The organism is Cytobacillus sp. FSL R7-0680, assembly GCF_038009245.1.
Lineage (GTDB): Bacteria > Bacillota > Bacilli > Bacillales > Cytobacillaceae > Cytobacillus > Cytobacillus kochii.
Genome location: NZ_JBBPAO010000001.1, coordinates 3,286,241 through 3,309,529 on the forward strand (window position 1 = coordinate 3,286,241; position 23,289 = coordinate 3,309,529).

General features: G+C 36.7%; 21 protein-coding genes. 7 read left to right on the forward strand and 14 right to left on the reverse strand.

Translation table 11 applies throughout. The features are described 5' to 3' along the window. Positions 1-12: 12 nt before the first annotated feature. Together MKY26_RS16360 and MKY26_RS16365 are read right to left on the reverse strand one after the other, a co-directional pair. Positions 13-1,575, reverse strand: coding sequence for an NAD(P)-binding domain-containing protein (locus MKY26_RS16360; protein ID WP_341098153.1), 1,563 nt, complete (start codon positions 1,573-1,575; stop codon positions 13-15). Positions 1,576-1,591: 16 nt separating this feature from the next. Next, positions 1,592-2,857, reverse strand: a complete 1,266-nt coding sequence (locus tag MKY26_RS16365) for a cation:proton antiporter (RefSeq protein WP_095371506.1) — start codon at positions 2,855-2,857, stop codon at positions 1,592-1,594. A gap of 165 nt (positions 2,858-3,022) precedes the next feature. Between MKY26_RS16365 and MKY26_RS16370 the strand changes: the two genes are divergently transcribed. The 5 genes from MKY26_RS16370 (at position 3,023) to MKY26_RS16390 (ending at position 8,241) form a co-directional block, all read left to right on the forward strand. Further along, on the forward strand, positions 3,023-3,721 hold the full coding sequence (locus MKY26_RS16370; protein WP_341098156.1) for a 4'-phosphopantetheinyl transferase family protein: 699 nt from the start codon (positions 3,023-3,025) through the stop codon (positions 3,719-3,721). Between the two features lie 132 nt (positions 3,722-3,853). Further along, positions 3,854-4,585, forward strand: a complete 732-nt coding sequence (locus tag MKY26_RS16375; RefSeq protein WP_095371504.1) for an ABC transporter ATP-binding protein — start codon at positions 3,854-3,856, stop codon at positions 4,583-4,585. Continuing rightward, entirely contained in the window at positions 4,548-7,016 is a 2,469-nt protein-coding gene (locus MKY26_RS16380) for an ABC transporter permease (protein WP_341098157.1), read from the forward strand. Before MKY26_RS16375 ends, MKY26_RS16380 begins: the two co-directional genes overlap by 38 nt. Positions 7,017-7,076: 60 nt before the next feature. Further along, positions 7,077-7,577 carry a PadR family transcriptional regulator gene (locus tag MKY26_RS16385; protein WP_095371502.1) on the forward strand — a complete coding sequence of 167 codons (501 nt, stop codon included), beginning with the start codon at positions 7,077-7,079 and terminating at the stop codon, positions 7,575-7,577. Between the two features lie 13 nt (positions 7,578-7,590). Further along, positions 7,591-8,241 carry a hypothetical protein gene (locus MKY26_RS16390; RefSeq protein WP_095371501.1) on the forward strand — a complete coding sequence of 217 codons (651 nt, stop codon included), beginning with the start codon at positions 7,591-7,593 and terminating at the stop codon, positions 8,239-8,241. A 169-nt stretch (positions 8,242-8,410) separates the two neighbouring features. Here MKY26_RS16390 and MKY26_RS16395 read toward each other — a convergent pair whose 3' ends face one another. Then, positions 8,411-8,908 (reverse strand): MerR family transcriptional regulator, encoded by a 498-nt coding sequence (locus MKY26_RS16395; RefSeq protein WP_233435182.1) that lies wholly within the window; start codon positions 8,906-8,908, stop codon positions 8,411-8,413. A 407-nt stretch (positions 8,909-9,315) separates the two neighbouring features. Here MKY26_RS16395 and MKY26_RS16400 point away from each other — a divergent pair, with 407 nt between their 5' ends. Next, positions 9,316-9,756, forward strand: coding sequence for a DUF2798 domain-containing protein (locus MKY26_RS16400; protein ID WP_307316600.1), 441 nt, complete (start codon positions 9,316-9,318; stop codon positions 9,754-9,756). A 1,051-nt stretch (positions 9,757-10,807) separates the two neighbouring features. Here MKY26_RS16400 and MKY26_RS16405 read toward each other — a convergent pair. The 8 genes from MKY26_RS16405 to MKY26_RS16440 all read right to left on the reverse strand — a co-directional run bounded on the left by MKY26_RS16405 (position 10,808) and on the right by MKY26_RS16440 (position 19,586). Then, the gene (locus MKY26_RS16405) at positions 10,808-11,137 is read right to left on the reverse strand and encodes a hypothetical protein (protein ID WP_095371499.1); all 330 of its coding nucleotides are present in this window, start codon (positions 11,135-11,137) and stop codon (positions 10,808-10,810) included. Between the two features lie 129 nt (positions 11,138-11,266). Then, complete coding sequence (locus MKY26_RS16410; RefSeq protein ID WP_095371498.1) at positions 11,267-12,064, reverse strand: ABC transporter permease; 798 nt, start codon at positions 12,062-12,064, stop codon at positions 11,267-11,269. Continuing rightward, positions 12,064-13,005, reverse strand: coding sequence for an ABC transporter permease (locus MKY26_RS16415; RefSeq protein ID WP_307316487.1), 942 nt, complete (start codon positions 13,003-13,005; stop codon positions 12,064-12,066). Before MKY26_RS16415 ends, MKY26_RS16410 begins: the two co-directional genes overlap by 1 nt. Then, on the reverse strand, positions 12,966-14,066 hold the full coding sequence (locus MKY26_RS16420; protein ID WP_095371496.1) for an ABC transporter ATP-binding protein: 1,101 nt from the start codon (positions 14,064-14,066) through the stop codon (positions 12,966-12,968). The genes MKY26_RS16415 and MKY26_RS16420 overlap by 40 nt, the downstream gene beginning before the upstream one ends. 21 nt (positions 14,067-14,087) lie before the next feature. Then, positions 14,088-15,188 (reverse strand): ABC transporter substrate-binding protein, encoded by a 1,101-nt coding sequence (locus tag MKY26_RS16425; RefSeq protein WP_307316484.1) that lies wholly within the window; start codon positions 15,186-15,188, stop codon positions 14,088-14,090. A 1-nt stretch (position 15,189) separates the two neighbouring features. After that, positions 15,190-16,158, reverse strand: a complete 969-nt coding sequence (locus tag MKY26_RS16430) for a TAXI family TRAP transporter solute-binding subunit (protein ID WP_341098159.1) — start codon at positions 16,156-16,158, stop codon at positions 15,190-15,192. A 142-nt stretch (positions 16,159-16,300) separates the two neighbouring features. Next, positions 16,301-17,644 (reverse strand): sigma-54-dependent transcriptional regulator, encoded by a 1,344-nt coding sequence (locus tag MKY26_RS16435; RefSeq protein ID WP_341098160.1) that lies wholly within the window; start codon positions 17,642-17,644, stop codon positions 16,301-16,303. After that, the gene (locus tag MKY26_RS16440) at positions 17,619-19,586 is read right to left on the reverse strand and encodes a transporter substrate-binding domain-containing protein (protein ID WP_340976919.1); all 1,968 of its coding nucleotides are present in this window, start codon (positions 19,584-19,586) and stop codon (positions 17,619-17,621) included. Before MKY26_RS16440 ends, MKY26_RS16435 begins: the two co-directional genes overlap by 26 nt. 218 nt (positions 19,587-19,804) lie before the next feature. Between MKY26_RS16440 and MKY26_RS16445 the strand changes: the two genes are divergently transcribed. Further along, positions 19,805-20,131: a general stress protein gene (locus tag MKY26_RS16445; RefSeq protein WP_341098161.1), complete on the forward strand. Its 327-nt coding sequence runs from the start codon at positions 19,805-19,807 to the stop codon at positions 20,129-20,131. A 277-nt stretch (positions 20,132-20,408) separates the two neighbouring features. Here MKY26_RS16445 and MKY26_RS16450 read toward each other — a convergent pair whose 3' ends face one another. The 3 genes from MKY26_RS16450 to MKY26_RS16460 all read right to left on the reverse strand — a co-directional run bounded on the left by MKY26_RS16450 (position 20,409) and on the right by MKY26_RS16460 (position 23,154). Beyond that, positions 20,409-20,948 (reverse strand): chromate transporter, encoded by a 540-nt coding sequence (locus MKY26_RS16450; protein ID WP_095371490.1) that lies wholly within the window; start codon positions 20,946-20,948, stop codon positions 20,409-20,411. Further along, positions 20,945-21,475, reverse strand: a complete 531-nt coding sequence (locus MKY26_RS16455) for a chromate transporter (RefSeq protein ID WP_095373579.1) — start codon at positions 21,473-21,475, stop codon at positions 20,945-20,947. Before MKY26_RS16455 ends, MKY26_RS16450 begins: the two co-directional genes overlap by 4 nt. Before the next feature lie 74 nt (positions 21,476-21,549). After that, positions 21,550-23,154: a gamma-glutamyltransferase family protein gene (locus tag MKY26_RS16460; RefSeq protein WP_341098162.1), complete on the reverse strand. Its 1,605-nt coding sequence runs from the start codon at positions 23,152-23,154 to the stop codon at positions 21,550-21,552. Positions 23,155-23,289 lie beyond the last annotated feature (135 nt).

Consider the following 23,289-nt stretch of genomic DNA (forward strand, 5'->3'; position numbering starts at 1 on the left):
AAAATCAATAGTCTAGTAGGATAATGACGACTCTTTTTCCACTGCATTTGTCACTATCTCTTTTATTACTGGAACATAAAGATCAGCATCAAATTTTGATTCCAAATGTTCTTCCAAGTCATATTTAATTATTTCGTCACCTTGTTTCACTCTAATAACTGGATGAATATGCACACTTTGTGTAGCATCCCCTGGTACTCTTGGAATACTAAATGTTTCTTCAAATTTCCTAATGTCCCCATATTCCAGCGAAATAAAGAAGGTTAATTCATTAGTGTTCAATGTTGAATCTTTAAATTCATTGATTGTCCGATGACCATTCTCATACCAATGCTGCCCATCAAATTTTAATTGATAGCCCACATATCCAGGCTGAAGCCATAATTCTGGCGATTCATTCAACTCATCTAATATCCTCTTGGATGGATCTTGTACTAATGACTTTTCCATTTTACTGATATTAAATTTTTCAGCTAGATGGTTTGCAAGGATTCGAGAGTTATAACGGAACCCGTGAATAAATCCACTTGTAGAATATCCTCTATAATCCAGACCATGTGTTTGTGCCCCCGCAAAATACAAATTAGATACTTCTGTCGATTCAAATACCCCATTGATCGATGGGAATTTTTTATGCATCAACTGGATGTTAAAATCCTTTATCAGTTGATCTATATTTGACTTAAAGCCTGTTGCTGCAATTACTTCATTGAAAAAAAGTGTTTCAACTTCACCTTCTGCATGAATATATTCAACGGTTACATTAAATCCTGTTGCTACTTTCTCTATACTCTTTATATGGCAATCAAGTAGTGCTGCTTGATGTTTAAGTTGATAGTTTTCTGCAAAAATCGAATTAACCGCTCGGATATTTCCAACATAGTGGGTTTTGTAAGCCATTTTTGCTGAGGAAGGGCTTGCTACCATAATCACATTCGCTTCATTTAATATCTCCTGCGCACATTCAAGTCCACTATTGCCTTTCCCTAAGATAAGAACACGCTTGTCTCTGTATGATTCTTTTGTTTTCATATTTTCATACATAGTTATATGCTCTATGCCCTCTATTTTTGGGATAACAGGTTTTAGACCTGTTGCTACAACAACTGCTTTGCTTGTAAAAGTTCCTTTAGTAGTAATGACCTCAAATAACCCTTGTTCTGTTTTATTCGTTTGAATCCACTGAGTATCATAACTAATCGGGATATTACATTCGTCAATAAGGTCATTTAACATATCAACAATTGCTTTCCTATTTGGATAAAAATCCTGGCTATAATTTCTCATTAATATATTCTTCTCTTTTGTAATTAAGCTATTCCAATCGAACCTTTCTGCATATCGGCTTTTAAATGGTTTACCAGTATACAATTTATTATTACTAATAAGTTTTTCGTGGACGGGATATTTTGTGAAGCTATATCCAGCTCTGTTAAAAGCCTCTAGAACGACCATATTAGGTTCTGTCCCATTTTCTCTGCATATCTCTGAATAAGTAAGTGCCGTTTGTATTCCACCAGGTCCTCCACCAATAATTAATACATCATAGATATGATTGTCCATTTTTACTTCCATATATAAATCTCTCCTTTTATTTTATTGTGATAGTATTTGAAGGTAGCGCCTTCTTGAATTTGAATTTTTCCGAAAAATGATAAGCAGGTAACGCCATCGCAGTCGTGATAATTGCCATCCAAACCATTAAACTAAATAAGTCTTGAGAAATAATGTTATATGTTAAGCCAACATTAAGTACGATTAATTCCATTAATCCTCTGGCATTCATTAATGAACCTACCCCTGATGACTCCCTCCATCCAAATCCAGCTGCCCTCATAGTAATCAAACAGCTAGCATATTTACTGATAGATGAAAAAATAAGAATGATTAAAAACATGATGAGCAGCGAGACGTTCAGTGTAGTAAATTGCGTGTTGATCCCAGAGTACGTAAAGAAAATGGGGACAAGGAAGACCACTACAATGTCTTCTAATTTTGAGCGAACCTGCTGTTCAAACACTTTATTCTTAGGCATAATGAGCCCCATCATAAAACCACCAAATACTGAATACACCCCTATATAATCAGTAAATGCTGCTGCACTTAAAACGAGGACAAGTATCAGCGCTAAAAGCCCCTGATGCATCTTTCCTGTTTCTACTACGCTTACAAATATTCTCTCTAGTAATGGTTTACATACTTTAAATAAAACAATGACAAAGATTATAGTTCCGAGAAATGTCACTCCTCCACCTTTGAGGGAATTTGTCTCTACTAAAGCAATAACTGCAGCTAGCGACAACCAACCTAAGACATCTATCACACTCGCAGATAAAAGTGTAATCCCACCTATTTTTGTCTTCATCATGTTTTTTTCTTGGAGAATACGTGCCAACATAGGAAAAGCTGTCATGGAAACTGCAATGGCAATAAACAATGCAAAATGGAGGAAATTATCTCCTTGAAAGAAAGCATCCTTCAAAATAAAAGCCAAAGCGATTCCTGCTACAAAGGGTACCAAAAAACCTGATAGCGATAATTTTGCTGAGTTTCGATAAAACTTTTTATCATACTTTTTAAAATTAACCTCTATTCCAACTAGAAACATATAAAGTGCCAGTCCTAAATGACTAAACATGTACAGGATATTTTTAATATCAGCATCAAACAAATTTGCATACAGGCCCGGAAATACTGCTCCAAATAATGTTGGTCCTAATATTACCCCTGCTAACATTTCCCCTAATACACGTGGTTGTCCGACATAAGTGCATAGCCTTCCAACACTTCTGGAGGCAATCAATATTAGGATAAAAACTACTAACATTTTTATAAATATATGCATCTCATTTCCCATATCACGGCTCCTTTTCTTGTACTATTTCTCCTAAAGTTTAATAGTCTAAAGGGTTTCAAAAATCCGTATTTTACGCAAAATTAAATTGATTCTATTGCGTTATAGCCATATTTTAGTAAGTTATTAGTATGAGAATGTAAAATAAAAAAACGAGAAGGTGGGAAAATGGTTGTTTTTAAAGAGAAGATGCATCACATCATCGACGGGGAATGTGCCATATGGTTAATTGACCTGAGTAAAACATACACGGAACAATACAGTATACTTTCAGCAGTCGAAATCACTAAAGCCAATCAATTTATACATAAGACGGAAAGGCATCGCTATTTAACCTGTAGATATGCACTTAGAAATCTGCTCGGGTATTATTTGCATACTCCTCCTGCTTCAATCCATATCCAATACTCTAAATACGGCAAACCGTACATATCTAACAAGCATAAACATCCTTATACTTTTAATATAAGCCACTCAAATAATTGGGCCAGTATTGCAATTAGTTTAAGCCATTCAGTTGGAATTGATATCGAGGAACTCAAACCTTACCAACTAGATATGAATGATACTGCTAAGCTATTCATGACCAATACAGAATTGGACCAGTTGAAGAAAATAGAATCAGATGGCGAACGAGCTTTCATCCACTGCTGGACACAAAAGGAATCCATACTAAAACATTTAGGTGTTGGTTTTTATACTGACCCTAAATTAATTCATACCATCATTTCAAAGGATGTTTGTTTAAGAAACTATCATACCGATTCATTATTTTTAAATACTTACACTCTTTCTAGTTATATATTGTCGCTTTGTACATCACAGCCTGTCTCCCCCTTCTTTTATAAGTATGATTCATTCTTTTAGTGAAATGTTTTAACAGGGAGATTGAACTATTTTTATTAAAAATTGGCATTTAGTGTATACTCAGTATATATTAGTGGTATATACTGAGTATACAATATATATACTGAGTATATACTGAATAGGAGGCTTTATATGATTCAAATAGAAGGTATAAAGAAAACTTATGAAATTGGAAAGGAATCATACGAAGTATTAAAGGGCATTGATTTAACAATAAATGAAGGGGAATTTATTGCAATTATGGGACCCTCAGGTTCAGGAAAAAGTACGCTATTGAACCTTCTTGGTGGCCTTGACCAAGCGGATATTGGAAACATCCAAGTTAATCATGCAAAACTTCAAGACATGTCAGAAAAGGAAAGAACACTTTTCCGCAGAAAGAATATTGGATTTGTATTTCAGAATTATCAGCTTCTACCTAACATGACAGTTGAAGAAAATATTGCTTTTCCTATGCACGCCGATCGTTTGCCAAAAGCAAGTATTCAAACAACTGTTACTAATCTCATCCAATCCACAAAACTGGAAGGCAAAGAAAAAAATTATCCTTCGCAATTAAGTGGTGGTCAACAACAACGTGTTTCCATAGCAAGAGCATTATCAATGGAACCAAAATTAGTACTCGCAGACGAACCGACTGGCAATCTTGACAGAAAAATGGGAACAGAAATATTAAGACTACTCTCTTCTCTTCACCAAGACCAGAAACTCACGATTATCATGGTTACTCATGATATGTATGCAGCAAGCTTTGCGAATCGTATTATTTTGTTAAAAGACGGAATGATTGAATCGGATATTAAGCAAGCAGAAGGCGGGGATCAAAATGCTATGGCTAGCATCATTACGAAACTTAATTCGTAAAAAATCACGTTCCTTCTTTACTTTATTGGCCATTCTCATTGGGATTACCACGATGTTCGCAGTTATCAGCACTGTCGAAACGGCAAAATATCTTACAACGGAGCAACTAAAGGAGTTCACAGGGAACGCTGATTATACTATCCATTCAACATCCAATACTTTTTCAGAAGAAATATTGGATGAAGTTGAAACAAACTCAGATATTAGTAGCATAACAGGGCTAGTCCATAGACAAACAAAAATTAATTTAGATAGTGCACATCATTCCGCTGAAAGCAATCTGAGATTAACCGGGCTTTCTTCCTTTGATAACGAGTTATTATCATTAGATGTCATTGCTGGTAACCTCGATCAAAAGGGCATTATTATATCAGAGACTACCGCCGAATTGTGGAATCTACGCGCAGGAGAAATATTGAATATACAACTTCCTAAAGGTAATAAAGATGTAGCCATATCAGCAATTGTAGCTGATACAGCTTTGTTGGAAGGTCCAGCAAGCTGGAATGAGGCAAGTAATAAGAATTGGCGAGCTCTTACAACTTTAGATAATATTCAAGAATTGTATAATGCACCAAACCAAATTGGTGAAATAAGAATAAAGTTTAAAGAGAATGTGGAACAAATAAGCAGTATAACAGCAATAAAGGACAGCTTACAAAATGAAGAACTCATATTTCAAAAGGTCGTTTTAGATGAAAGACAAACCAATCAATTAGAAGAGTTGTATTTCATGCTTTATGCCATTGGTGGACTCGCCATGCTTATTGGGGCTTTCATTTTATACAACACCCTTTATGTTAGTGTATCGGAACGAAAGAATGAAATAGCCATCATGAAGACTGTCGGCTATACACCTAATCAAGTCAAAATCCTATTTCTTATGGAAGTCTTATATCTCGTAATTATTGGACTTATTCTTGGCATTCCAGCAGGGTTTATGCTAGCAAACTTGCTCCAAGATGGGTTATTCGGTTCTTTCCAAACAAACATTGAAGTCAAAATGCAATTCATGTATGCACTTCCCCTTTCCATTTTATTAGGTATTATCATACCTATGCTCGCATCTTTAATTCCAGTTACTTATGCTAGCAAAGTAGATGTAATTAGTAGTTTAAAGTCCATACCTACTGAAAAGGTCAGCGGTCAAAAAAAGCGAACGATCATTGGGTGTATTGTATTATTAGGTGTGTTTATTCCTCATGCCATATCCATCGTTTTTCTTTTAGTAGCTGTTATACTTCTATATCCTATAATGATGAAGGCTTTGACGATTCTCTTTTCTAAAACTTCATTTTTGGGATACGAGGGAAGTATTGCCGGAAAGAGCACATTGCTTACATTAAATCGTTCTTCAAATATGTCATTAATTCTTGCAATTGCTATTTGTCTTGGCTTACTCGTTTCATCTATCTTTACTTCTTTAGAACAAAACATAAGCCGAGATGTCATCCGTTCCTTTGGTGGTAATATTCAGTTTAGCAGCGAGACTCCGATCTCTAATGAAAAACTAGAACAGATTAGTCAGATGGATGGTGTAAAAGATGTTATGGCTTATAGCGAAAGCCCAGCCACTTGGACCATAGGCGATGAGAATCGCCAATTTACAATGATAGAAGTGAAGAATGATTGGTATAGTAATAATCCTTTATTTTACGCTCATGAATCTGAGCAAAAGCAAATATTGGATGCACTTGAAGAAAAAGATACCATTTTACTAGGAGAATATGCGTTTCGTGAGTGGGGCGGAAAAATAGGCGATACTATGACTATTTATCAAAATGGAAAAGAAAACAGCTTAAGAGTTGTTGGGAAAGTTAATACAACACAATATGGTGGCTATACTGCGTTTATTTCAGAAGAGAATATCAACCAACTGCATCCAAATGTTTCTCCTTCTAAGGGATTAATAGTCTTAGATGAACATACAGATGAAAGCTCTGTAAAAAATGAACTTCTTAACACTTTTCCTTTTGATTTAAGCTCTGTACAGACTTTAAATGAAGAAATATCTAAACAAGAGCGTGCCCTTCCAGGCGTAAAATCACTCTTCAGTGGATTATTAATGATTGCTATCATCATAACGGGAATTGGTATATTAAACACATTAACAATGAATGTAATGGACCGAGTTAGGGAAATTGGCGTGATGAGAGCTATTGCTTTTACAAGATGGCAAATCTATAAAACCATCATAAGTGAAGGGCTTATTATTGGGTTAAACGGTATTTTGATTGGCATATTTCTTGGAATTGCCACAATCTATTTAAACGCCAAAACCTCAGAGGATATACTGATAGAATTTATTGTACCATTAGAGACAATACTTATTTCTATCATTTGTGGCTTAATTGTCAGCATAGCAGCTTCAGTATTACCTTCATATACAGTCAATAAAATAACGATATCAAAATCACTTAAACAAGATTAGATGGGTAGAATTTTTACAACTACCCATTCATATTATTAAAAAGAGGAAAGAGGAATTTATATGTCAGTAAAGCATGCCATATTGACGCTTTTATCCCAGTCTCCTCGCCATCGTTATGATTTAAAAGTCTCTTTCGAATCTATGGTTTATAAACAGTGGGATTTAAACGCTGGACAAATATATACAACGATTGATCGATTAATTAGAGATGAATTTGTACAAGAAGCACAAGAAAAAGAGTCAGAACTGAAAATTTATCGCATTACACCAAAGGGGAAAGCTGAGCTTCAAAAATGGCTATTGCTACCGGTTGAAAGCTCCCTCCTTCAAGATGAGTTTTACTTTAAATTACTTTGTGCAAAACAACTATCATTTAAAAATCTTGGCGAGATGATTAAACAACATAAGGAACTCATCATTAAAAACATCTTTCAATTACAACAACTAAGAAATAGTCACGTATTTTCTGAAGAAAATGAGGCCATTCATTATTTAATTGATGGTAAGATACTGCATCTTGAAGCTGACATGAAATGGATAGAAATGCTAACAGAAAATTAGGAGGGTTTACCAAATGGATTTTATTTTAGACCATAAATGGGAGTTTTTTATTGCTGCTGAAGTTATTTTCTGGATTTCAATACTATCTTTTCTCATTTTAAGATATTGGTTCAAGTTAAATAAGCTCAGTTTTCTTTTCTTCGGCATTTTTATAGTGAACGACCTATGGATTGCCACAATGGGCTTTATGGATTATATGAGAACTGGTGAATTTACAAGCTACCAGGTTGTTATATTAATTGTGATTGTATACGCATTTACCTATGGGAAATCAGATTTCAGAAAGCTTGATCGATTTATACAGAAAAAAGTAGCAAACTGGAGAGGCGAAACAATTAATATAGAAGATCAAGTAAAAGAGTTGGATGGAAAGGAATTTGCTGCTGTAGAAAGAAAACACTTTTTTATGCATCTTCTCATATTTTTAGGTGTGCATATTCTTTTAGCCCTTTTTCTTGGATTATCAAACCAATTCTCCACGATTAGTTCTATAGGGGACTTCTTTCAACAATGGTTTGCATCAAGTAACGCTGCGTTCCCTTTTGATCATTCAGCAACAAATAACTTAAGTAGGATTTGGACAATTATTTTAGTTATTGATGGATTAATTTCTTTTTCCTACACAATTTTTCCAAAAGAATCGAAAAAACACGCATCGTCATAATTAGAAATGATTTTCCATCACTTTATAAAACAAAAGTCCGTTTACCAGTTTTTTGAGGGTAATCGGGCTTTTTACTTACTTTTTTGAACCTATGATTCAAGCCATGCAAATATCAAAGTAATAATACATATGTTGAAAAATGGGCTCCTTCTTCCTAACAAATATCATACTATGTGATTTCTTTAAAGGTTAATGCTTTACTTCTTCTCTGGGTAGGGGTTGCATTCTTTTTCATCATTAAGACCTGGGCTAAATCATCAAACGTTATATGTTGTTCTAGTTGCATAAGAGAAGATAAATTTTGTAATTCTTTTAAAAGACCTTCCTGATTTTTTATCGCAATTTTCAACCGCTCTATATGAAGGTTAATGACTTTCTTAGGTGTGTAATCTTCATCTTTCAAAGTAGATTTAATCTCTTCGAGTGATAACCCCAAATCTTTCAGAGTAAGAATTTGAAATAAAATTAAAATGTCTTCCTCATCATATAACCTATGTCCAGATTCGGAATATTCAGATGGAGATAATAAACTAATTTGATCATAATATCGTAAAGTTCGAAACGTAAGCCCCGTTAGTTTTGATAAGTCTCCAACTGTCCAATATTTAGTCTTTTTAATGGTCATCCTCTCATTTCGCAATATTTTTTCATTGTGTAACTTTACCATAACATATTCCTCAACATTCAATATAGTAGTTATTTATAAATTTTAAATATTTAGTTAAAAAGCAAATTCGTAATGGAAAGCTTCCATCGCTATTTATTAAACAATTTCTCAACTTCAATTTTCTCTCCTTCTATGGACAAATGAAAAATGCCCTCAAAAGAACGGTTTTAACGAGAGCCCTATTAGTTAAACTTATATGTTTTATTTTTAAACTAGCAAAACTAATTTCATAACCTTTAAAAACCCCCAAAAGATATATAAGGAAATGAAATCTCTTAGTAAAATTCACAAATATGTCACTTATGAAGAAAAATTTGAACCGATATAATTACATTTATTCTCTTAAAAGAAAGGTTGTTTTTCATTTGCCTAGTAATAAAAAAGAAGGCCTTATTTTTGGCCTATTCATGTGTTTTGGGATGGTTTTAATCATGTCCGTTTACAACTCAGCTTTACACGGCTTTTCATCGTATAGCTTAGGTAGTGCATTGATTCAATTTGCAATAACTTTTATTGTTGCTTTTATCGCAGAGTCTTTCGTTGAGCCAGTCGCACACAAACTTGCAAGGTCTCTACCTTATGACCAATCAAAAGAATTCAACTTTATTATTGTTTTTGCTTTTTGTATGGTTCCTATAATGGTTGCCATCATGTCAGCATACGGAATCATCTTGACCTTGATAACAACAGGGATTGAAGGTTCTATTTTTACCGCTTATCTAAAGACATTAGCCTTAAATATTATTGTTGCCCTTCCTTCACAGTTATTAATCGTTGGCCCTATCTCGAGGAAATTACTATGTAAATATATAAAACCGGCCATACAAAAACCCGAACTGAATGGATAAAAACAGGGTGGAGCAAAACTAAATGACCTAACTTCAAAACGAACAAAAACAAATTGTAATCTATAAAAAATCAATTGTAAAAAAGTCCGTTCCATTTCACTACAGACATTCGCTTTCCACGGGGAGGGAACGCTTGAGCCTTCTCTGCAATACCTGTGGGGTCTCAAATTCCCCTCTATTTCCCTGAGGGAGTCGAGTGTCTTTTGCTCTATTCCTCTATTTTTTTCATATAAGGATATTAATCAAAATGTTTCACACTCCTAATCATCCGGATCAATCCTTAACTAGAATACTTATATCCTAGCTGTTACATATTAAAGCACCGTATACTATTATAGAGATATAATAATATCTTCAGACCTATTTTATAAACACCCCTAGGATAATGATTAATGTGATAAGGCCTAGTAAGATTAAAAATGGGTACATCAATGCAAATACATCTTCAAAAATAAGTTGTATAGGTTCATATCCAAAGAGAAAAGCAAAAAATACTATGGCAAGTATAATCCTATTCAAATTCATTCTCCTACCTTTAGATCTATCATTGCCCATTCTCTAAGTTGATAGATTGTTACTTTAATAAACAGTACTTTTATTTATTCATATGACCACAGCGCATCACGAAGCTTTTCTCTAGTTGTTTTGGATCACCTTTTTCAATCACTCACCTATCAAATTCAAAGTATTAAAACGAGGAGTACTACTTGTTCTTCGTTTTAATAGGATAAAATATTTCTTTTTATTAATAATGAAAAGCACTGCTTTATGACCGACTGTAGTAATACCTGTTCTTTTAATTGCTGTTAAGGGGAACTTGAAACTTCCAGTCTGCACTTCTTCAATCACATGGTAAGGAATTTTGATTGTTTTCCTAAAAGAGGTAATCGTCGTAAGACCTGATAGGTCAATATTAAAGCTGTGTTACTATATTCTATTTAAATGCTCATCTTATTACCTCCATCCTTCCAGGTTCCTATCGATTATATTCCATTATCTTATTATACAATTATTTCCACTCTCCCGCTTTACTCTAGACCTCCTGAGGAGATTACTCATTTGGGCATTTATCTTCAAGCAAAAATTTAGCTTCTTCTTCAATCATTTCTATATAGTTGTGCTTTTTAAAAGGTTTCGTAAATTTATGGATTCTTCTAAGGCTTCCTTTTACGGAAGTTTTTTCGTTCAGAACATCTACAACAACGGTCAAGTAAACCTTCTCATCATACATGACTAACCCAGTCACTTGGCCATTTTCCGTATCAACTATATATTCAGGGAATATCTTTAATGGAGCAAATAATGCCCATCCTACTTTTCTAGACTTTCTCCCAAACAGCCGAAATAACATATATCTATAAATCTCTTTTAATCTTCTCATTTATATTCACCCTTACTATTGATTAGTCTAACTTTCAAGACACGCTTTGTTTATTCCTGCTATTGTTGTTATGAACGAGCAAAAGCACGCACATATCAATGTGCGCGCTAATCCTGACTAAAGAAATAATTAATGATGGCCCCCACCAAAAACTTTTCCGACACCGTGGATTTTTTCTAAGATGACGATGAGAATCACGGAGATGAATATGACAACACTGGATACAGAGGCAACAATTGGATTATAAGCATCTTGCATGGTAGAGAATATTTCAATTGGTAAAGTGCGTGTTTCAGGAGAGATCATAAAGAGTGAGACCGTTACATTATCAAAGGAGGTTAAGAAAGCGAAAAGGCCACCGGAGATAATTGCAGGTCGGATTAATGGGAGCGTGATTTTCCAGAAGACCGTCCATGGATTGGCGCCTAAAATTGCCCCCGCTTTTTCTAAATTATAATCAAAACCGCTTAAGCCAGTTAACACTAAACGAATCACGTATGGAATACAAATGATAATATGTGAAATCAGGAATCCTATTGACGTACCCGCAAGCATTAATGGTGTGAAGTAAATTAACAATGCTATCCCTAATACAAGCTGAGGTACACTAAGTGGCGCCGTTAAAAAGGATGTAATCGCTGACTTTCCGGGAATATCATACTTGGCAATAGCTAGCGCACCTAGTGTGCCGAATATAACGGCAAATAGTGCTGCAAGCACTGCAAATTGCAAACTATTCATAAAGGCGTCAATAAATTCAGGCCTTTCCAAGATTTTCGTATACCATTGAAACGAAAACCCTTCTGGCGGAAAGCTTGGATAGCTTGCTTTTGTGAACGATGCAGGGATGACAGCGATTAGTGGTATCAAGATGTAGATAATCCCAATAACAGCCAATGCTCCGCGTAATTTCCCAATGGCATTCATTAACGGAACACCTCCTTGAATTTACTCTTCTCAAACCCTCGAGTAAATAAAAAGACTGATAGAAGCGTTGTCCCAAGCAAAACGTATGATAATGCCGATCCAAATGTCCATTGCAGGAGATTATTAATTTGGTCGTATACAACAACTGGCATCACAGGCACATTCGCTCCACCCATAAGTGCCGGTGTTACGTAGGCACTCATCGATAAGCTAAAGACTAAAACGCAACCAGAGACAATACCTGGTAAGCTCAGTGGTAATGTAATCGAAAGGAAGTTCCTTAATGGACTTGCACCTAAGATGGCCGATGCCTTCTCTAATGATGGGTCAATATTGTATAAGCTTGTGACTATAGCTAGTACCATAAATGGTAAATAGGCATTTGAAAGACCTATAATGACACCAACCTCTGAAAACAATAGATTCATAGGCTTGCTAATTAGACCCATATCCATTAATAGTGTATTAACGGTCCCATTAGGTAAAAGTAATAAATACCAGCCAAAGTTACGAACAACAATACTAACTAAAAGAGGTGAAGCAATCAGTAGTGTAATAAGTGCGCGCATTTTTGCAGAAGCCTTTGCCATCGTTAAAGCGATCGGATAACCCAATACGAGCGCAACCAGACTAGATAATAAGCTAATCTTAACCGTAATCCATAAAGAGTTTAAATAATAGCTATCCGTAAAGAGCGTGATATAATTTGATAAACTGTAACTAGCTCCTTCACCACTTAAGCTATCAGTTGAAATAAAGCTTAAGTACAAAATATATAACATCGGTACAACAAAAAATCCGAATAAGAACAAGAGAATCGGTGTTAATAACAACAAGCCAGGTGCCCATGGCTTCCGTTTTTTCACGCGCCTCTCTTGTTGCGGCGGTTGTCCCTTAGGTTCTACTCTTTTCTGATGATTTTGAGCTCTTGCGGCTTCCATCCTACAAACACCTCGCTTCCCTCTTTCCATGATGAACGGTACTCATTTGTTAATATTTGCAGAGATTTCCCCATAAATGCGACATCTATTTCCCAAGAAGTCCCTAAGTAATTCAGTTGTGTGATTTTCGCAGGATGTAGTTCATATCCATCAACAGCCTCTTGTGACTCAGAAATATGAATGTTTTCTGGGCGAATGTATAATTTTACTTCATCCCCTTTTTGGAACGTGCGATTCTCTCCAATCACATTATCCCAACTTACTGATGTGACTTCTTGACCCGCTTGAACCATAATCCGCTTTTGATCTGTTGATGTAACAATACCTTCAAATGAGTTAGATTTACCGATAAATTGAAAAACAAATTCTGTTTTTGGATGTTTGTAGATGGATGTCGGTGTACTAATTTGTTCAATCTTACCTGCATTCATTACTACGACACGATCGGAAAGCGATAGTGCTTCTTCCTGATCATGGGTAACAAAGATAGTCGTTACACCGATTTCTTTTTGTAACCTTTTGATTTCTAAGCGAAGCTCATGCCTTAACTTCGCATCAAGGTTCGATAATGGCTCATCTAATAATAATAATTCCGGTTCAACAACCAACGCTCTGGCGATGGCTACTCTCTGTCTTTGTCCGCCTGAAAGTTCCCGGGGATAGCGATGTTCTAACCCTGATAACTTTACAAGTTCAAGAACACGATCGATTTTCTTTTTTTGTTCTGACTTGGAAATTTTTCTTAATTTTAAACCAAAGCTTAAGTTGTCATAAACCGTCATATGTGGAAAAAGAGAATACGTTTGGAAAACCATACCCAAATCTCTTTTATATGGAGGCACCTTTGTCACCTTTTTTCCTTTAATAAACACATCTCCTTGGTCTGCCTCAAGAAAACCCGCAATTAAATTTAAAGTGGTCGATTTTCCGCATCCAGAAGGGCCAAGCAAGGTGAGAAGCTCACCCTGCCTTACTTCTAAATCGATGGAATTAAGAACAATATTTGATCCGAATTTTTTTATAGCTCCCTTAATTTCTACGTCGCTTATCGCTGTCGTCATCTCATTATGCCTCCTCTTCTATTATTCTAGTAGTTTGCCAATTTCAGGAACGACTTCTTTATTCCAACGATCTGACCATTCCGCTCTAATTTCCGCGAATTGAGGGACATCTGGTTTAAATGTTGGATCATCCTCTGCTATCCCAATAGATTCTTGATATTTTTCAGGTAGTTCTACTCCTTCAGCAATTGGATAGAACCCTTCCTCTGCAATTAACGATTGTGCTTCCTCACTCACAAGATAATCAATAAATTGGAGAGCTTGCTCTTCTTTTGGTGTGTTCTTCACTAAAGTTGCACTAAAGGCTTGTAGTGGAACACCTTCTTTTGGTATCGCCATTTTAATTGGTATACCTGATTCAGCTAAATCACTAATTACATAAGAACCTAAAACAGATAGGTCAGCAGCACCTTGTTGAATCGCTGGCATCACCTGTGTTGAGTTTTTATAGAAAGTGGTTGAGTAACCTGCCAATTCCTTCGCTTTTTCTATACCAGGATCAACGTTATCTGTACTCCCACCATTTGCTATTGCTAACGCGTTTAATGTATTAAATCCCCAGTCATTTGTGATATCAACAAATGCGGTTTTTCCTTCATAATCTCCGGATACAAGGTCATTCCAAGATTCAATTGGTCCCCAACCATTTTTTTCGAATGATTCCGTATTATATGCTGGGGCAATAGCTAAGCCAAAAACTGGTGCCCCCGCACCCTCAACAGATACGAAATCATCAATGACATTGGAGAAGTTCGGTACATTCTCTTCACTTAATGTCTCAGTTAAATCTTTTTCATTCGCCCGATAAACATCAGTTGGTACAAAGAAAGCGATATCAATATGTGGCGCATTCTTTTGTAACTCTACTTTAGAAAGAATCTCTCCTGATAATCCTGGGATATAATTCACTTTAATACCGGTTTCTTCTTCAAATTTCGGTGCGATTACATCTCTTATCGTTTGTTCAATAACGCCACCATTACCCGCTACCGTAATTGACTTACTATCTGAGCCTCCGCCTTCTGAACTTGCTTGTTCACCGGATTTTTGTGGTGTTGGCGCCCCACAAGCAGCTAGACATAGCAACATAAAAATAGATAATGCCGTAATGATTTTTTTCATTTTACTTTCCCCCTACTTCGTTTATATATTGTTTGGCACCTGGATGAAGCGGAATCGCTATATTAGTTGCTGCTTCTTCAACCGTCATATTTGCTACGGCTGGATGATAGACGGCCCATTCATCTAAGTGCTCATAGATACCTTTTAAAATGTGATAAGCCAGCTCATTAGATAATTCTTCATTCGCATACAGCACGTTTTGTACTGTAACTGTCGGTGTCGGCTCCGTTATTCCCTCATATGTATAGCTCGGAATTTCTTGCCACTCATAACCCTCGTATTGCTGATTTAAGCGCTTACTTGTTTCCTCATCTACCTTAACTAACGTAAGATTCTCCTCCTCTAGCAATTGTTCGATAACTGGATTAGGTAATCCGGAAGAGAGGAAGGCAACGTCAATGGTACCGTTGTTCATACCCGCAGCCGATTGGGTAAAGGATAAATACGAAATATCCATTGTCTCTTGACTAAGCCCTGCTGCGTCTAATAGCCTTTCTGCCGTAAATCTTGTGCCACTTCCTTCTGCACCTAAACTGACTCGCTTACCTTTTAAGTCAGATAAGGATTCAATGGATGGATCTGATGTTACTATTTGCATATAGTTGCGATAGAGATTGGTTAATACATTTAAATGTTTTTGTGATAGTTCATCAGAATACAATACATCAGCCATCGATATCCCAAGCTCTACCTCATTACTACTTACGAGCTTCGCATTTTGAATCGAAGCATTTGTCACTCTTGTACCAAAAGCAGCCTTATTATATTCTTCTAAAATCGTCATTAACCCCGTACCTAGCGGATAATACACACCTGATACATCACCTGTTGCCAGCACGATTGACTTTTTCCCAACCGCTAGTTCTTCTGATGGAGCCTTAGATGGATCATAAGAAGACCGGATCTCGGAATGAGTATTCGAACAACCGCTTAACAGAAAAATAATTGCCACCCACAAAAATGACTTCATCCCTACTAACATCCTCCTTAGTTTTATTAATGCAAATGTTGTGCCAAAATTCATAATATTGTTTTATGTATACGCTTACAATTTTATCAAAAGGAAAACCGGCAATTATTTCCGTATGAGGCAGAAAATATTGCCGGTTCTTTTATTTCTTATAATTCTTCAACTTATCCCGCAAACTCCTCTCCGAAATCTGCAAGGAATGAGCGGTTTTTTGCCTATGATCTTTATAGTGCTTAAGGGTAGCAGTAATAACTCGCTTCTCTACCTCCTTCATCGGGATACCAAGTGGTAATTGAATCATTTCATCCTCATTCATCGGATGTTCGGCATGACCTTGGACGAAATGGGGCAAATCTAACACGTCGATTAATCGGTCCATTGATAACGCCACAGCATACTCGATTATATTGCCAAGTTCTCTGACATTCCCTGCATATGGATAATGGAGAAGCACTTCCATCGCTTTCGGTGTCAGACCCTCTTTTTGTTTGTTCATTGATTGATTAAATTTTTGAATCAAATGATTGATGAGTAGCGGGATATCTTCCTTTCTTTGTCTAAGCGGTGGCATATGAATAGGAATCACATTTAAGCGAAAGTATAAATCTTCGCGGAACTCACCGTTTTTGACCATTTGCGCGATATTTTTGTTGGCTGCACTAATAATACGGATGTCGAGTTGCTTTTTCTTATTAGATCCAAGTGGTGTGACTTCACGCTCTTGGATGACTCGTAAAAGCTTTGCTTGTAGAGACAAAGGCAATTCACTCATTTCATCTAGAAATAATGTCCCGCCGTTAGCTGCAACACATTTGCCATCCTTCGATTGAGTGGCTCCTGTAAAGGCTCCTTTTTCGTAACCAAACAGCTCTGATTCTAGTAAATTATCAGGAATAGCCGCACAATTGACAATCTCTAATGGACCTTGATACCTTCTACCAGAAAAATGAATTTCCCTCGCAACTAATTCTTTGCCTGTTCCACTTTCTCCCGTAATAAGTACGCTTGAATCGATGTCCTTAATGCGATCAATCATTGAGAATACTTGTTGCATCGCCTTGCTTGTCCCTAAAAACGCACGTGCTTCCAGTTGTTTATCTTTTGACTCCAGGCGATTTGAGACTTGTCTATATTGCAGTGCGCGCATGATTAATACAGATAATTTATCCATATCAATCGGCTTTTCAATATAATAATAGGCACCTTGTTTAATTGCCTCAATCGATGTCTCAATGCTAGCAAAAGCTGTCATCATAATGGCCGTGAGCTCCGAACGTATTTCCCTCACTTTCTTTAAAATATCTAGACCGCTAACAGCCCCCATTCTTAAGTCTAATAAGACGATATCGATTCGTTTACTTTTCACCCACTCTATCCCTTCCTTTGGGTCTATAGTTGTATATACTTGATAATCATCTTCTAAGGCAAACTTTATTGACATACAAATCGCAGCTTCATCATCAATGACGAGTAGACCTGGCTTCATTGAGCGAATCCTCCTCTCGATAAATAGGTAAAGTAATGACGAACCGTGTCCCTTCTTCTTTCGTACTTGTTACGCTAATGTCCCCATTGTTTTCTTGTACTAAATGATAAGAAAGTGTAAGCCCTAGACCGACTCCTTTTGCTTTTGTCGTATAAAACGGATCAAAAATATGATGTTGTTGCTCCACACTCATCCCTTCACCATTATCTTTAATTGAAATTTCTCCGCATTCTCCATCTAGATGATACATTTCTAACTCTATACGCTTCCCAGTAACATTCTTTACTGCATCCACCCCATTCAGTAAAATGTTCAAAAGTACTTGTCTAATTTGCTGCGGATCAATATAAAAAACTAACCCATCTGGTACTTTTAATTGAAAGTCAATGTGCTCATCCTTCATCGTTACATGTAAGAATGTCAGCATAGTAGTTAACTCAGATGCAGAACATGGCTGAATACGTGGGGTACTTGGTCTCGCATAATCAATAAGATCGGTGACAATCTGATTTAGCCGGTCAACTTCTCTTGGTAAATGTTTGACTAACATCTCTTGAAAGTCTTTTTGTGCTATTTTTCTTGGAATTAAATTGATAAATGTTTTAATGGATGTTAATGGGTTTCTTATTTCGTGAGCAACACCGGCTACTAACTGTCCAAGCGCATGAAGCTTTTCCTGTGTGAGTAACTTCTGCTCTAATTGGACCTTTTCCGTTTCATCTCTGATAGTAAGCAAATACCCTGCTTGATTTTCCAAAGAATTATACATTTCGTTCAATGAATAATAGATAATTTTCCGTTGACCGTTTCGATGAAGCACGAATTGTTTGGCACTATCATGATAGAATTGCGTTCGTACTTCTTTAAAAATGGGTGACTGCTCAATCCCCTCTTGTTGGGGCCACTCTAAAATATCAAGTGCCCTTGAATTGCAACTCGTCATCATAAAGTTCAAATCAAAAGTAATAATGCCAGCATCTATATTATTGATTATTTGATCTTTAAAAGCATTGCTATCAGCGGTACGTTGCCGTTGGTAATGCAAATCCTCATTCAAAAGAGTCAGTTCTTTCGTATGTTCATTGACAGCTAATTTCAACCGATAATTCCATATATAGATGAGAATAAGAATAAAACCACCAATGGCCATAAATATTGATAAAATGGTAATGAAATCCTTTAACCTTGTGATTTCCTCTTCATTTTCACCTTTCGTCCAAAAATCAACCAGCTGGTTCATTTCCCCTGTTGCCTTTAAATCAATGATGGCTTTATCTAAGAACTGTCGAAATTCCTCGTCCCCTTCTTGTACAGCTACAGCATAATCTGCAGGATCCAAAATGATATCTAACACAACATATTGTTTCTCTAACTCATACCGATCTAAAAAAAAATATGAGGTCCATTTGTTGCCAATAAAAACATCCGCGCGGCCATTCCAAAGCATAAATAAACCGTTGTATTGGTTAGTCGTCACAGTAAAGTTATTATTTCGCAAGTTTATTAATGTATTTAATCCAGCCGTATCTTCTTTTAATACTATATGCGTATCCCGCAAATCTTCTATATTCTCTACTTCGTCTTTCAAGCGTCTAGGTATCACTAATGAATCCGACATCGTAAAATAAGGGGTGGAAAAGTCCATATACTTCTCCTTGTCTATACTATAGGTGACCCCGGCAACACCATCTATTTCTCCCCTTCTTAACGCTTCCTCAGCTTGCTTTCCATCCATAGGGATAAACTCAAACTTCACATCATTTTTGTCGGCTATCCTTTCTAAGACGGCAATGCTTAAGCCTTGTAGCTCCCCGTTTTGATTAAGATAAGAAAATGGTGGAAACGCTTTTTCTGTTCCTATTCGATACACTTGTTCTTCTGCTAGGACATGAGTGAATGGGAAGAGAGTGAAAAACATGAAAACGAGCAATACTTTGCGCAAAATGATCTCCTTATTATGTTAGAAAATTATAAATATTTTATATTTAAATAATAAATAAATCACTTTCATAACACAAGGCTCCAAAGAACATTTTTATCTATCAATTAATGATTCTATTTTTTACCAATAAACATTAAGGTTTAATCTATTGTAGAACGGATATATATACACTAAGAAGAGACACAAGATACTCTTCAAAAAAGAGGAGGATGTAAACTATGTATAAAATCGAAGTTGTAGAAAACGGAGTACAGGCGGTTGGCATCATTAACTCTCTTGAAAACGAAGGTTATACTAAGAAGGATATATACTTATTCGCACATGACAGAGACCGCTCAGAAAATTTAACAGATGCAACAGATACAAATGATATTGGTATGAAAGAACAAGGTGTTTTTGACTCCATCGGAAACGTCTTCAAAAGCCGAGGCGATGAATTACGTTCTAAAATGAGATCAGTTGGTATGACTGATGTTGAAGCTGAGAGGTATGAAGAAGTACTTGATCAAGGTAAACTTGTTGTTGTCGGCTCTACTAAAAACTAATCTTTATGTCTAATATAATTCCCCCCATTTCACTATATATGACCGGTAGCGAATCGCTACCGGTTTTTATAATTAAAGAGAAGGATGAAAGATTAATAGATTTTTCTCATATTCCCTTCTATTGATGAATTCATTTCAGCATGAGCATCTTGCAAACAGGGCAATCGTCCTTCTCAGATTAAAGAACGAAGCTGCGAATCCATTTGCAGATATCCCTCTGTGATAACTTGTTGAACCAAAGCAGTTTTTCATTCGGTCTTACGCTCTCTCACCTAGACTAATAGATAATCAATCCCGAAATGGCCCCTACGGCTAAAGCGATACTAATAACAATGGCGGGGTGCATTTTCATTTTTTCTAATAAAAAATAACTACCAATGACCATCAAAAGAGAATAAACCATCCCTAATGAAGAGAAGGAATCCTTCAGAAATTGGAAGGTCATGACGGCTAGCAACACAGCGATCACTGGACGGACAATTTTAGAAATATTTTTGACTTGAGGGGTGTCTTTATATTTCATTAAAATCGCCATCAGTACGAGCATTAAGATAATCGAAGGAGCTATTGTAGCAAAGAGGGCAACGAAACTACCTAAAATTCCCCCTTCTGCGTAGCCGATATAACCGGCCATTTTCGTCGCAATCGGCCCTGGCAAGGAATTCCCAATCGCTAGGACTTCACTAAATTCTTGAGTGGACATCCAGCCATATTTACCGACGACTTCATTTTCAATTAAGGGAATGGTCGCAGGTCCACCACCGTAACCAAGAATACCTGGAATAAAGAAAGCTAAAAAGATTTCCCAATAAATCATGATGGATTCTCCTTCCTCTTAAAAGGAATAAAGACGGAAATAATTAATATCATGATGAGAATACCTGGATGCAAGTGCGTCACTTCTGTAAGTAAGAAAGACGCTAATATGAGAATAATAGCTTTCTTCCACCCAAGCGTCGTGCCCGATTTCTTTACAAATTCCCAAGTCATTTGCGCCAGCATCACAGCTACAACCGGGACAATCGATGCTGACATATGCTTTACCCATGGAATATCTTTATAAGCTTGTAAAACTTGCAGAAGACTTATAAGGATAATAACAGTAGGGAGAACGGAAGAAACAAGGGCATTAATCATTCCTACGATTCCTCCGACACGGTAGCCAATGTAACCGGCCATCTTTGTCGCAATGGGGCCTGGCATCGTGTTAGCCAATGCCAAAGTATCGGCAAACTCTTCTTCTGTCATCCATTTGTATTTCTTTACTGCTTCTTGCTGGAATAGTGGTATAGAGGATGGTCCACCGCCAAACCCTAACATTCCAGTACGGAAGTTCCCAATCATTAATTCTTTTTGTAAACGTAAGCCTTGGCGTGTTTGAGGCTTAGCTTCTTCTCGTTGTTTTTCTTTCGCTGATGCTACCAAGCGGCAATCGTACCATCCGTACGGGATTCAGTTCCACCCATTAATACACCAGTCTCAGGATTACGCCAAATGATTTGCCCACGCCCAAAGCTTCCTCCATCCGGTGTAATTGTAACTTGATGACCCCTTCTTTCTAACTCTTGCACTATATAATTAGGAAACTCTGGTTCTACGAAAATAGATTTTTCTTTCATCCATTGCCATCTTGGCATATCTAGTGCAGCTTGCGGATTTAAGGCATAGTCGACCGTATTGGTTACTACTTGGAAATGACCTTGTGGTTGCATATAGCCGCCCATTACACCAAAAGGACCAACTGCCTTACCATCTTTTGTTAAGAAGCCAGGGATGATTGTATGATAAGTCCGTTTGCCACCTTTTAAATAATTCGGATGATTGTCATCCAATGAGAAATCATGACCTCTATTTTGTAAACTAATGCCCGTACCTGGGATCACAATTCCTGAGCCAAAGCCCATGTAATTACTCTGAATATAAGAAATCATATTTCCTTCTTCATCTGCAGCAGCTAAATATACTGTACCGCCTTTCGGCAACTCATAAGGTTCCGGATTGGAAGCGATATCCGAAATTGTTTGACTGCGTTTATCCGCATACTCCTTAGAAAGTAACTCTTCTGTTTCAATAGGCATATCTGCTGCCTCTGTAATAAATGCTTTTCCATCGGTAAAGGCAAGTTTCATCGATTCAATTTGTTCATGAAGCGTTTGGGCTGATTGCCATTGTGGCTTTGACAATCTCTCAAAATTATTAAGTGCCATCAACGCAACCATTCCTTGACCATTCGGAGGAATCTCCCATACATCGTAACCTCTGTACTGAGTAGAGATAGGATTTACCCATTCAGGCTCATATTTACACAGATCTTCTTTTGTTAAAAAACCTTCATGTTTCTTCATAAAAGCATCCATTTGTTCCGCTAATTCACCCTCATAAAAGGAGCGACCTTCCGACTCTCCAATTGCTTGAAGGGTTTTAGCGTGCCCTTCTGAACGCCATAATTCACCGATTTCTGGTGCTCTTCCCCCCGGTGCGAACGTTTCGAACCATCCTTCGAAAGCCTCATCCGTAAATTCTTCTTTAAACTTCGTATATGCCCTTTTCCAATACTTCCCTAGAATCGGTGTCAGCGGATAGCCCTCTTCTGCATATCTAATCGCTGGCTTTAATGATTGAAGTAAAGATAGTTTACCGAACCGTTTCGATAACGTTGCCCATGCGGCTGGTACCCCAGGTACAGTAACAGGGATGGTACCGTATGTTGGCATTTTTGTGAATCCACGCTTTTTAACCTCATCAGCAGAAATGGATTGAGGTGCAGGGCCAGAAGCATTTAATCCATGAAGTTGATCTTTTACCCAAACGAGAGCAAAGGCATCTCCACCGATTCCATTTGAAGTTGGCTCAACGACTGTTAATGCTGCAGCTGTTGCAATCGCTGCATCAATCGCATTCCCCCCTTTTTGCAATATCTCAATACCTGCTTGTGCTGCTAAAGGCTGTGAAGTCGCTACCATTCCTTTTTTAGCGAACACTGTATGTCTTTTTGCCGAGAATGGGTGATGTAAGTAATCCAAATTAACCTCTCCTTTTACATTTGTAAATATAAAATCAATTTTAACTTACGTAATGTATATTACACATTACAGATTATAGAATAAAATTAATGATAATAACAGGATTTAAATCTAATATATTTTAAATTCTCCAAA

Bases quoted from the DNA above. Each gene is read 5' to 3' on its own strand.
- MKY26_RS16360 (WP_341098153.1), bottom strand. From the start codon at position 1,575: ATGGAAGTAAAAATGGACAATCATATCTATGATGTATTAATTATTGGT.
- MKY26_RS16365 (WP_095371506.1), bottom strand. From the start codon at position 2,857: ATGGGAAATGAGATGCATATATTTATAAAAATGTTAGTAGTTTTTATC.
- MKY26_RS16370 (WP_341098156.1), top strand. From the start codon at position 3,023: ATGGTTGTTTTTAAAGAGAAGATGCATCACATCATCGACGGGGAATGT.
- MKY26_RS16375 (WP_095371504.1), top strand. From the start codon at position 3,854: ATGATTCAAATAGAAGGTATAAAGAAAACTTATGAAATTGGAAAGGAA.
- MKY26_RS16380 (WP_341098157.1), top strand. From the start codon at position 4,548: ATGCTATGGCTAGCATCATTACGAAACTTAATTCGTAAAAAATCACGT.
- MKY26_RS16385 (WP_095371502.1), top strand. From the start codon at position 7,077: ATGTCAGTAAAGCATGCCATATTGACGCTTTTATCCCAGTCTCCTCGC.
- MKY26_RS16390 (WP_095371501.1), top strand. From the start codon at position 7,591: ATGGATTTTATTTTAGACCATAAATGGGAGTTTTTTATTGCTGCTGAA.
- MKY26_RS16395 (WP_233435182.1), bottom strand. From the start codon at position 8,908: ATGGTAAAGTTACACAATGAAAAAATATTGCGAAATGAGAGGATGACC.
- MKY26_RS16400 (WP_307316600.1), top strand. From the start codon at position 9,316: ATGTGTTTTGGGATGGTTTTAATCATGTCCGTTTACAACTCAGCTTTA.
- MKY26_RS16405 (WP_095371499.1), bottom strand. From the start codon at position 11,137: ATGAGAAGATTAAAAGAGATTTATAGATATATGTTATTTCGGCTGTTT.
- MKY26_RS16410 (WP_095371498.1), bottom strand. From the start codon at position 12,064: ATGAATGCCATTGGGAAATTACGCGGAGCATTGGCTGTTATTGGGATT.
- MKY26_RS16415 (WP_307316487.1), bottom strand. From the start codon at position 13,005: ATGGAAGCCGCAAGAGCTCAAAATCATCAGAAAAGAGTAGAACCTAAG.
- MKY26_RS16420 (WP_095371496.1), bottom strand. From the start codon at position 14,066: ATGACGACAGCGATAAGCGACGTAGAAATTAAGGGAGCTATAAAAAAA.
- MKY26_RS16425 (WP_307316484.1), bottom strand. From the start codon at position 15,188: ATGAAAAAAATCATTACGGCATTATCTATTTTTATGTTGCTATGTCTA.
- MKY26_RS16430 (WP_341098159.1), bottom strand. From the start codon at position 16,158: ATGAAGTCATTTTTGTGGGTGGCAATTATTTTTCTGTTAAGCGGTTGT.
- MKY26_RS16435 (WP_341098160.1), bottom strand. From the start codon at position 17,644: ATGAAGCCAGGTCTACTCGTCATTGATGATGAAGCTGCGATTTGTATG.
- MKY26_RS16445 (WP_341098161.1), top strand. From the start codon at position 19,805: ATGTATAAAATCGAAGTTGTAGAAAACGGAGTACAGGCGGTTGGCATC.
- MKY26_RS16450 (WP_095371490.1), bottom strand. From the start codon at position 20,948: ATGATTTATTGGGAAATCTTTTTAGCTTTCTTTATTCCAGGTATTCTT.
- MKY26_RS16455 (WP_095373579.1), bottom strand. From the start codon at position 21,475: ATGATTGGGAACTTCCGTACTGGAATGTTAGGGTTTGGCGGTGGACCA.